Consider the following 10,615-nt stretch of genomic DNA (forward strand, 5'->3'; position numbering starts at 1 on the left):
AAAAGCCGTTTCGAAATATGAAACGGCTTGTATATAAAGATTGAGGATTCTTACTTAATCACTCCTAATTCTTTACCAACTTTTGTAAAAGCAGCAATTGTATGATCTAATTGCTCTTTTGTATGTGCAGCAGATAATTGTACACGAATACGTGCTTTATCACGAGGAACAACAGGGAAAAAGAATCCGATTACATAAACACCTTCATCTAATAATTTGTCAGCCATTACTTGAGATAATTTTGCATCATACAACATAACAGGTACAATTGCAGCATCACCTTCTGGAATATCAAAACCAGCAGCAACCATCTCTTTGCGGAAATATTCAGCATTCCACATTACTTTATCACGTAAAGTTGTATCATTTTCTAACATTTCTAACACTTGTAAAGCAGCACCAACAATTCCAGGAGCTAAAGAGTTAGAGAATAAATATGGACGAGATTTTTGACGTAACATTTCGATTACTTCTTTTTTACCAGAAGTAAATCCACCCATTGCACCACCTAAAGCTTTACCTAAAGTAGATGTAATAATATCTACACGTCCCATTACTTCGTTGTGTTCATGTGTTCCACGTCCAGTTTTTCCAATAAAACCAGTTGCGTGAGAATCATCAACCATTACCAAAGCATCATATTTATCAGCTAAATCACAAACACCTTTTAAGTCTGCAACGATACCATCCATAGAGAAAACTCCGTCTGTTACAATAATTTTGAAACGATGATTTTTTTCTGAAGCAGCAATCAATTGAGCCTCCAAATCAGCCATATTATTGTTTTTATAACGATAACGAGCAGCTTTACATAAACGAACACCATCAATAATAGAAGCGTGGTTTAATTCATCAGAAATAATCGCATCTTCTTCCGTAAACAAAGGCTCAAAAACACCACCATTTGCGTCAAAAGCAGCAGCGTATAAAATCGTATCTTCCATTCCTAAGAAATCAGCGATTTTTTTCTCTAATTGTTTGTGTACATCTTGCGTTCCACAAATAAAACGAACCGAAGACATTCCATATCCGCGGTCATCTAACATTTTTTGAGAAGCTGAGATAACATCTTTATTATCAGATAATCCTAAATAGTTGTTCGCACAAAAATTAAGTAATGTTTTACCATTTTCTAATGTAATTTCTTCACTTTGAGGAGAAGCAATGATACGTTCTTTTTTGAATAATCCTTGTTCTTCTAAATCATTCAATTGCGTTTGTAAGTAGTTTTGAAATTTATCGCTATACATAATAAATCACTTTTTGTTTTGATTTGTTTCATACAAATATAATGGTTTAGCTTAGTTTTTCATTAACTTTGTAAGACATAAAAATATAATAAACAGTGTTTCTAATCATCATATTTAGTTTTCAGTTCTATTTCTTAGCAAAATTTTTCAAAAAGGATAAATTAAAAACGGTTTTATCAGCAGTAGGATTATACATAGCGGGTGAAATTGCTTTTTCTTTTGTATTTGTTTTATTGTTTGCTTCAGGAATTATTGATATAGGTGTTAATTTTAATAGTTCATCTATGGATAATTTGATGGAAAATAGCCTTAAAATGAATAAATTTTTGGCAGAAAATTATGTGTCAATTGCTGTACAAGTCTTTTTATATATTGGAATCGGAATGTTTTATTACAATTCATTAAAACGTAAATGGACATTGCAAATGTTAGAAGGCGAAATTGATAAACGTAAAGATGAAATTCTACAAAATTTAGAAGTTAATCAAAAAATAAATCCAGTAAAATTAGACGTTTATCCACATTTTCATACGGTTAATGAGAAAAATATTCATTTGGTTCAACCTTTGGCAAGTGAGATTTGGAACGAATGTTACAAGGATTTATTATCGCAAGATCAAATCAACTATATGATTGATATGATGTATAATAATGATAAAGTAAACGAAGGAATTGCTAATGGAGATGTTTGGGAAATCCTGAAAATTGATAATGTTCCGTCTGGTTATTTACATTATAAATTAGATGAAAATAATACTGTTTTCTTATCTAAAATTTACTTGAAAGAGTCTAATCAAACCAAAGGAATTGGACAATTGATGTTGAATAGAGTTGTGGATTATGCGAAAGAAAAAGGCGCAAAAGCTGTTCATTTAACGGTGAATAAACATAATGCGAAAGCAATTCGTTTTTATGAGAAAAATGGTTTCAAGAATATGGAATCAAAAACATTTGACATCGGAAATGGATACATTATGGATGATTATATTTATCAAAAGAATTTAAATTAATAAATATTTAGAATAATATATGGAAGCTGTTACAATTTGTAGCAGCTTTTTTTGTGAGTAATTTAAGAAGATTTTAATGAGATTTTTAATTGTAATATGATTAGATATGTTTATTCTATAATTAAACTTTTTATTAAAATTTTATTTCTAAAAATATGTAAAGATGTTTCACCTTTATTCTTGACAACTGAATCACCTATTTCGATAAATTGATTAGCATTTTCATAAGGTAAATAATAATCTGAATATTTTACTCTAACCATTAATCGATTTCCTCTACTTTCATATTTTGTATATATCTTTTGAACATTTCCTTTGTAATGAATTGTTTTATAGTACTCATAAGGAGAATAAGTTTTTGGAGAAAGAAAAAAATATGCAACAATACAACCTAAAAACAAAAGAGGAGAAAATAGTGAAATAGTAAGTATGATATTATCTTTTTTCATTTAAAAGCTTTACAATATCGTAATATACAAAAAAGGACTTCAATTAGAAGTCCTTTTGTTATTTTTCTCTTTCGATAACGTATTTCACCATGGTTTCCAATGAATTTCGAAATTCATTTTCGGGAAATTCGTATAGTATATCTAAAGCCTCTTGGCTATATTTTTTCATCATTTTTTGCGTGTACTCAATTCCGCCGTGATCTTTCACATACTGAATAATTTCTCGTACACGTTTTTTGTCATTGTTGTAACGTTTTACCGAATTAATCAACCATTTTTTGTCTTTTTCATTCGCTGTATTGATTGAATAAATCAAAGGTAATGTCATTTTTTGTTCCTTAATATCAATTCCGACAGGCTTTCCAATGGCATTAGAAGTGGTATAATCAAACAAATCATCTTTGATTTGGAACGCAATTCCAACCAATTCACCAAAGCGATGCATTTTCTTTGCAACTTCTTCCGTACAACCAACAGAACGAGCACCAGCTTCACAACAAGCGGCAATAAGCGTTGCGGTTTTCATTCGGATAATTTCGAAGTAGACATCTTCAGTAATATCAAGTTTACGTGCTTTTTCGATTTGTAATAATTCACCCTCCGAAATCTCTTGTATCGCAACTGAAACAACTTCAAGTAAATCGAAATCTTTATTTTTAGTCGAAATAATTAAGGTCTTTGATAAAAAATAATCTCCAACCAAAATAGCTACTTTGTTCTTCCAAATTGCATTAAGTGAAAAGAAACCACGACGCAATGTACTATCATCCACGACATCATCGTGAACCAAAGTTGCAGTGTGAATAAGCTCGATAAAAGAAGCCGCACGGTAGGTACGTTCTTGTACTTCGCCATTCAATTTTGCAGTTAAAAAGACAAACATCGGACGCATTTGTTTTCCTTTTCTGCGCACGATATAATTGGAAATACGGTCAAGAAGTGAAACATTACTCTTCATCGATTCGAAGAATTTCTGTTCAAACAATTTCATTTCCTCCGCGATCGGAGCTTTAATCAAATCTACCGTGTTACCCAAAATTTAGTTTTTTAATTCGTAAAATTATTGATGCAATGTACAACCTGTTTTGCATAGAATCCTTTATAGTTAAATTCCTCTCCGCTAAAACAAATTTTGTTTTCGGTTGGCAAAACTGAAATCCCTTCCAATTGTCCCAACTGTGTCGTGAAGCCCAAAGGTAAACTTATTTTTTTAACTTGAGAAGTGAAGAATAACTGATTGTTATCTTTTGGCAAATCAAACCAATTGATAAAAGTTAACGCTTCTTTTGTGTAGCCCAATAGATAAATTCCTTTGGTAGAACTATTTACATTAGCATCGATATAAGCAGCAGTTACAGCGTAATTTGTAGGAAAAGTTTCTAACTTTTTGGCTGCGTGTTTTTTAGAAGAATCAATAGGAACAACATAGTGAGACGTTGCCATATTTGACCATTCTTTTGTAAAAATATGCAATTGATTTTGGTAGACAAAAAATGCTTCTGCATCCCAATTTGTTGTCATATTTTTGAATTGAAAAGTTTCTTGTTCAGGATAATAAAATTCTATTTTTTCAGCTTTTAATTGCTGATAAGATTTTGAATAATCAATGTTTGATTTCTCTATAAAATAAATGGCTAAATCTTTTCGTTTGCCCAAATTATTTCCGAAATCTGCAAAATAAATTCGATTATCGTCCGAAGACATTTCTTCCCAATCGATATTTGAAGCATTTGTGATGAAAATTGTATTGATAATTTCACCTGTTTTTGCATCAAAACGATACAATTCTGGTTTGGAATCAGAATCGTTTAAACCCCAAAAAGAAGCCACATTTTTATCGTCTTTTTCATATTCTAAAGTCGAAATTTCGTTCAAAGTAGGAGGTAAGTTGATACTTTCCATTTTATAATCATCAATAGAAATTGTATCGATGTTTTCTACTATTTGCGCGAAAGAGAATTTAGTTAGAATCAAAAATAAAAATATGGCTAAATATTTCATTTGATTATTTTTTTAATCATTTCCAGTTTTATTGGCTAATTGTCCGCAAGCTGCATCAATATCTTTTCCACGGCTACGACGTACATTTACCACAATATTGTTGGATTCTAAAGCTTTGATATAATTGTTAACAGCTTCTTCTGATGCTTGTTTATAGATTCCGTCATCAATCGAATTATATTCGATAATATTCACTTTAGAAGGAATTTTTCGACAGAATTTCACCAATGCATCAATGTCTTCTTTTTTGTCATTAACACCGCCCCAAACAATGTATTCGAAGGTGATTCGTAAACCTGTTTGTTGGTACCAATATTGAAGGCTATCCATTAAATCCGTCAACGGAAATTTAACAGAAAAAGGCATAATCACATTACGAACTTCTTCGCGAGCCGAATGTAAAGATACCGCAAGGTTAACGCGTAAATCTTCATCAGCCAGTTTTTCAATCATTTTAGGAATTCCCGAAGTCGAAACTGTAATTCGTCTTGGCGCCATTCCCAATCCTTCTGGCAATGTAATTTTTTTGATGGCAGAAATTACTTCGTTATAATTTAACAAAGGTTCTCCCATTCCCATAAATACGATGTTGCTTAAAGGACGATTGAAATAACGTTTACTTTCTTCATCGATAATCACAACTTGATCAACGATTTCGGCAGCTGTTAAGTTACGCATACGTTTTAATTGCGCTGTTGCACAAAAAGTACAATCCAAGCTACAACCAACTTGCGAAGAAACGCAGGCAGTTGTGCGAGAATCAGTCGGAATTAAAACAGATTCCACAACGTTACCATCATGAAGCTTAACAGCATTCTTGATGGTTCCGTCGTTAGATTTTTGTAGAAGATCAACTTCAACAGGTTGAATTTGGAAAGATTCTCCCAATTGCTCACGTAGAGCTTTTGAGATATTCGTCATGTCATCAAATTGATGCGCATTCTTTTTCCATAACCATTCGTACACTTGTTTTGCGCGGAATGATTTTTCTCCAATCTCTTTGAAATAATCTTCAATCTCAGCTTGTGAAAGCTTTCGTATATCTTTTTTTGTTGTACTCAAACTTGTCTTATAAGATTAACATTGCATCTCCGTAAGAGTAGAATTTGTATCCTTCTTTTACAGCTTCGTTGTATGCTTTCATTGTTAAATCGTGTCCAGCAAACGCAGAAATCATCATGATTAATGTAGATTTTGGTGTGTGGAAGTTTGTAATCATACAATTTGCAATAGAGAAATCGTATGGTGGGTGAATAAATTTGTTCGTCCAACCATCAAATGCATTTAAATGACCATCTGCAGAAACAGAAGATTCGATAGAACGCATAGAAGTTGTACCAATAGCACAAACTTTTTTCTTCTCGTCAATTGCACGATTTACAAGATCAGCAGATTCTTGAGGAATAATAACTTGCTCAGACTCCATTTTGTGTTTAGATAAATCTTCAACCTCTACAGCTTGAAAAGTTCCTAAACCAATGTGTAATGTTAATTCAGCAAAATCAACACCTTTAATTTCTAAACGTTTTAATAAGTGTTTAGAAAAGTGTAAACCAGCTGTTGGTGCAGCAACAGCTCCTTCGTGTTTTGCATAAATTGTTTGGTAACGCTCTGCATCTTCTGGTTCAACATCACGTAAAATATATTTTGGAAGTGGAGTTTCTCCTAATTCTTTCAATTTTGCACGGAATTCTTCGTAAGATCCATCAAATAAGAAACGTAAAGTACGTCCACGAGAAGTTGTATTGTCAACAACCTCTGCAACTAATGTATCATCATTATCGAAGAATAATTTATTTCCGATACGAATTTTACGCGCAGGATCAACCAAAACATCCCATAAACGAGTCTCAGCATCTAATTCTCTTAGCAAGAAAACTTCGATTTGAGCACCAGTTTTCTCTTTGTTACCCATCAAACGAGCAGGGAAAACTTTCGTATTGTTACGAATCATTACATCTCCTTCGTCGAAATACTCGATAAGATCTTTAAATTGTCTATGTTCAATTTCTCCGGTGTCACGGTGAACAACCATTAAGCGAGCTTCGTCTCTGTTTTCAGAAGGGCGATCTGCTAAAAGTTCTTCAGGTAAAGTAAAGTCGAAATCGGAGGTTTTCATTTTCATAATTGTACAATTTTTTGCAAATATACGATGTCAGATACCCCTTTGTCAAGTGAATTGAGGTATTTTATGAAATTGCTAACGTTTAAATGTTTATTTTTGACGAAAGACTTATAGATATTATCAAGTTTTTTAATACTTATTTGAAAAATAAAATGAAAACGAAACTACTATTACTATCAATGTTTTTTACATTTTTTAGTTGTAATAAATCCGAACAAAAAATTGAAGAATCTGCTGAAATAGAAAAGATTGATTCTGTTGCAAAAAAAGAATCACCAGAATCAGAAATTCCGAAAGAATTGATAAAAGCACCAGATTTTTCTTTGGCTGATATCAATGGAAAACGATTTGACTTATCAGATTTCAAAGGAAAATATGTCTACATGGATATTTGGGCAACATGGTGTGGACCTTGCAAAGTTCAAATTCCTTTTATGAAAGAATTGGAAAAACAATTTCATAATGCACCAATTCATTTTGTAAGTGTTTCTTTGGATAAATTAGAAGATAAGCCAATTTGGGAAAAAATGGTGAGAGAAAATCAGATGTCTGGTGTACAGTTATTTGCAGGAAGAGAAGATAACTTTGGCTTTGATTATAAGATAGAATATATCCCGACTTTTATTATTTTAGACAAAGAAGGAAATATTATGATTGATCGCGCGCCTGCACCGATGGATTATCAAACAGGAGAAATCAATCAGCAATTGGTTGATATTCTCAAAATAATGAAATAAAAAAAAGTTTTAAAAAATGTCTCTAAAATTATACTTTTTAGAGACATTTTTTATGAAAAAAACCGAATGTAGTTTGTTGAATTCTTTTTATTTATTTTTAATAAATATAGATTTATTTTCTTAAATAGTGTTTAATAATTAATTAAAATAATGTTTTTATTGATTATTAGTTAAATAATTTCCTTTATTTTTTTCGTATTGATATTAAAAATGTATGTTTGTATTACTAATATTTAATTAATATTTATGAAGAAAATTTTACTATTATGTGGTATGGCGCTAGGAATTGGCGCGAATGCACAAGTCTCAGTTAAAGAGGGGTTCGAAGGAACGCTTCCGTCGACTTGGGTTGGAGCTGGAGGTTATACACCAGCTAACTATACAGGAGTGTATAATAACGCGGGGTGTACTGGAGCTGATAGAGCTAGGGGAGCTGCTTTAGTGGGAACTGCTGCCTCTGGAAAAACAGCTACTCTTACTTATACTAAGCCTGCAGCGATGGTGACTAATGGAAAGCAAGTTGACATTAGCTTTGATTATGTCATAGAGGATTTCTTACAAAATAATGTAGGGGAACTTAAAGGAGATATTCTTGTACAATATTCTACTGCTTCTACAGGGACTACTTTTACAACAGTTTCTACGATTCCATATAGTGGAACAACAGGTGAATGTGTACATGTTACAGCCTCTATAGCTGATGGAATTGTTAATGGAGCAAATTTTAGGTTTAGAATTTCAGTAACAAGTTCAAGTGCGAATAATACTAACGGAGCATTAGTATTTTTAGATAATATTTCTATTTTACAAAAGGTTGATGCTCTTCCAAGTTGTACTACTCTTTCTACTCCAGTAGATGGTGCGACAGGTGTTTTTGTTAGACCAACTTTTACATGGGGAATTGCTGCAAATGCACATGCTTACAAATTGTATTTAGGAAGTGTGTCAGCTAATTACAATGCAATAAATGGAGAAGAACTATCTTCAGGTTATATGTTACCTGCAGCTCAAGCGTTGGCGGCTAATACGAAATATTTTGCTAAAATTGTTGCAACTAATAGTTTAGGAGATGCTGTAGGTTGTGTGGAAACTACATTTACAACAGGTGAAAATGCGTTAGCTCCTTATTGTGGACCGATTATTACTACTATTCCTGCTCAGATGTTCCCAATCAAATCATTCAAATTTGGAGATGTTGAAAAAATATCTGATGAAACGGCTACTACTTTTGGAGCGTTTGAAGCTCATCAAAATTTTACAACAACAAAATTCGAAATGAATGATGATGTAACGTCAGTGCCATTTACTTTATCTGGAATAGGATCAGGAAGTAATAATTTTGCTGCTACTATATACGTCGACTGGAATGAAGATGGTGATTTTGATGATGCGGGAGAAGCTTATTTCAATACAACAGCAACAATGTTGGTGTCAAATGTTGTAACAGGTGGTGTAATTAATTTAAAAGGAGATTTAGTTATTCCAACAGGTGTTAAAGCCGGAGACAAGAGAATGAGAGTGAAGTATAATTTCACAAATACTACTGTTATTCATAATGCTCTTTCTACTGCTTGTTCAGATATTGGAAATGGTCAAGTAGAAGAGTATACAATTAATGTAAAATCTACTGCACTTACATATTGTGATGCTCAAGCGACTTCTACAAGTAATAGTTTTGAAAGAATTTTTAATGTTAAATTCGCGGATATAGATAATGCTTCGACAGCTTTATATAATAATAACGGATACGAAGATTTCACTAATATTGTAGGGAATGTTCAAACTAATAATAAATACCCAATTGAGGTTAAGATTTCTAATTTCTATGGTGATAAAACAAGTGTTTGGATAGATTATAATCAAGATGGAGTGTTTACAGACAACGAAAAAACAAATATGACTGTAAATGCAGCTACATCAACTGGGGTTGTGAAAATTCCTTCTGATGCAAAATTAGGAAAAACTCGTATGAGAGTTAGAACAACATATTCTACAGATCCTCAGCCATGTGGAAACACTACATATGGTCAAGTCGAAGATTATACAATTGATATAAAAGAAGGGGTAGCAACACTTCCTGATTGTGTTACAATTACAGCTCCAATAAAAGATGCAGTTGATGTAATGACAACTACTAAAATCACTTGGAATACTATTGATAATGCAGATAAATATAAAGTATATATAGGAACTGCTTCTGGAACTTACGATATAGAAGATGGTAAAGAAGTTACAGAAACAAGTTATAATGTTTCTTTATCTGCCAATACAAAATATTTTGTAAAAGTGGTAGCTTCAAATGAAACGGGTGATGCAACAGGATGTGAAGAGATTTCATTCACAACAGCTGCTAACTACACTTACTGTAACAACGGAATTAATATGATTTGTAACGATGGTGATGTTATTGAAAATGTAACATTTGCAGGAGTTAATAAAGATTCTAGTTGTAGCGGAGCAACAGGTTATTCTGATTTCACATCATTGGTTGCAGAAGTGTCTACTGGAGGAACTTATCCTATTTCTGTAAAAGTTGGACCTTCAGGTGATGGTTGGTTATATGAATCTGTAGGTGTGTGGATTGATTTTAACCAGAATGGTACTTTTGAAGAAAATGAGTATACATACGTAGGAACAGGACTTGCTGAAGTTCTTACTAAAGATGTAATTATTCCTGCTGATGCAAAATTAGGAAAAACAAGAATGAGAGTTGTATTATCTGCATCAAAAGCAGATGCTTTTGGTCATCATTTCGCTTGCGGACCAAATAATGCAAACGAGGCATATGGTGAGATGGAAGATTATACTGTTAATGTAGGAAAATTAGGCGTGTCAGACATGAGTAAAACTACGATATCAATATATCCTAATCCATTCAAAGATGTGTTAAGAATCTCTGATGTTAAAGATGCTGTTTCTATTGTTGTTACTGATCTTTCTGGAAGAACATTAGCAAATATGAAACCAGCTACAGAGCTTAATTTATCAGCACTTAGCAAAGGTGTTTATATTGTAACAATTAAATATGCTGATGGAAGTACTA

The 10,615-nt window shown here is 32.4% G+C and carries 9 protein-coding genes; 3 read left to right on the forward strand and 6 right to left on the reverse strand.

Annotated features, from left to right (window positions below):
- Positions 1–50: 50 nt before the first annotated feature.
- Complete coding sequence (gene kbl / locus B4H69_RS05745) at positions 51–1,250, reverse strand: glycine C-acetyltransferase (protein ID WP_291093103.1); 1,200 nt, start codon at positions 1,248–1,250, stop codon at positions 51–53.
- Between the two features lie 95 nt (positions 1,251–1,345).
- On the opposite strand from kbl, the gene B4H69_RS05750 reads away from it, so the two are divergent.
- The gene (locus tag B4H69_RS05750) at positions 1,346–2,260 is read left to right on the forward strand and encodes a GNAT family N-acetyltransferase (protein ID WP_291093105.1); all 915 of its coding nucleotides are present in this window, start codon (positions 1,346–1,348) and stop codon (positions 2,258–2,260) included.
- Positions 2,261–2,370: 110 nt separating this feature from the next.
- Here B4H69_RS05750 and B4H69_RS05755 read toward each other — a convergent pair whose 3' ends face one another.
- Genes B4H69_RS05755 through queA form a run of 5 tightly spaced genes read right to left on the reverse strand, consistent with a single transcriptional unit; the run spans position 2,371 to position 6,829 of the window.
- Complete coding sequence (locus tag B4H69_RS05755) at positions 2,371–2,709, reverse strand: hypothetical protein (protein ID WP_291093107.1); 339 nt, start codon at positions 2,707–2,709, stop codon at positions 2,371–2,373.
- Between the two features lie 58 nt (positions 2,710–2,767).
- Positions 2,768–3,700: a polyprenyl synthetase family protein gene (locus B4H69_RS05760; RefSeq protein ID WP_291093109.1), complete on the reverse strand. Its 933-nt coding sequence runs from the start codon at positions 3,698–3,700 to the stop codon at positions 2,768–2,770.
- A gap of 56 nt (positions 3,701–3,756) precedes the next feature.
- Positions 3,757–4,710: a hypothetical protein gene (locus B4H69_RS05765; RefSeq protein ID WP_291093111.1), complete on the reverse strand. Its 954-nt coding sequence runs from the start codon at positions 4,708–4,710 to the stop codon at positions 3,757–3,759.
- A gap of 12 nt (positions 4,711–4,722) precedes the next feature.
- Positions 4,723–5,772 (reverse strand): 23S rRNA (adenine(2503)-C(2))-methyltransferase RlmN, encoded by a 1,050-nt coding sequence (gene rlmN / locus B4H69_RS05770; RefSeq protein ID WP_038336309.1) that lies wholly within the window; start codon positions 5,770–5,772, stop codon positions 4,723–4,725.
- A gap of 7 nt (positions 5,773–5,779) precedes the next feature.
- Positions 5,780–6,829 (reverse strand): tRNA preQ1(34) S-adenosylmethionine ribosyltransferase-isomerase QueA, encoded by a 1,050-nt coding sequence (gene queA / locus B4H69_RS05775; protein WP_038336356.1) that lies wholly within the window; start codon positions 6,827–6,829, stop codon positions 5,780–5,782.
- Between the two features lie 158 nt (positions 6,830–6,987).
- Here queA and B4H69_RS05780 point away from each other — a divergent pair, with 158 nt between their 5' ends.
- A complete protein-coding gene (locus tag B4H69_RS05780) occupies positions 6,988–7,572 on the forward strand; it encodes a TlpA family protein disulfide reductase (RefSeq protein WP_180906366.1) in 585 nt (194 codons plus the stop codon).
- 246 nt (positions 7,573–7,818) lie between these two features.
- On the forward strand, positions 7,819–10,615 hold a 2,797-nt coding region (locus B4H69_RS05785; protein WP_291093113.1), incomplete at its 3' end, for a GEVED domain-containing protein.

The sequence above is a fragment of the Empedobacter sp. UBA6745 genome, from assembly GCF_002453775.1.
Classification (GTDB): Bacteria; Bacteroidota; Bacteroidia; order Flavobacteriales; family Weeksellaceae; genus Empedobacter; species Empedobacter falsenii_C.

Excerpts from the sequence above, each read along its gene's own strand:
- B4H69_RS05765 (WP_291093111.1), bottom strand. The coding sequence starts at position 4,710 with ATGAAATATTTAGCCATATTTTTATTTTTGATTCTAACTAAATTCTCT.
- B4H69_RS05755 (WP_291093107.1), bottom strand. The coding sequence starts at position 2,709 with ATGAAAAAAGATAATATCATACTTACTATTTCACTATTTTCTCCTCTT.
- kbl (WP_291093103.1), bottom strand. The coding sequence starts at position 1,250 with ATGTATAGCGATAAATTTCAAAACTACTTACAAACGCAATTGAATGAT.
- B4H69_RS05780 (WP_180906366.1), top strand. The coding sequence starts at position 6,988 with ATGAAAACGAAACTACTATTACTATCAATGTTTTTTACATTTTTTAGT.
- B4H69_RS05760 (WP_291093109.1), bottom strand. The coding sequence starts at position 3,700 with ATGAAATTGTTTGAACAGAAATTCTTCGAATCGATGAAGAGTAATGTT.
- queA (WP_038336356.1), bottom strand. The coding sequence starts at position 6,829 with ATGAAAACCTCCGATTTCGACTTTACTTTACCTGAAGAACTTTTAGCA.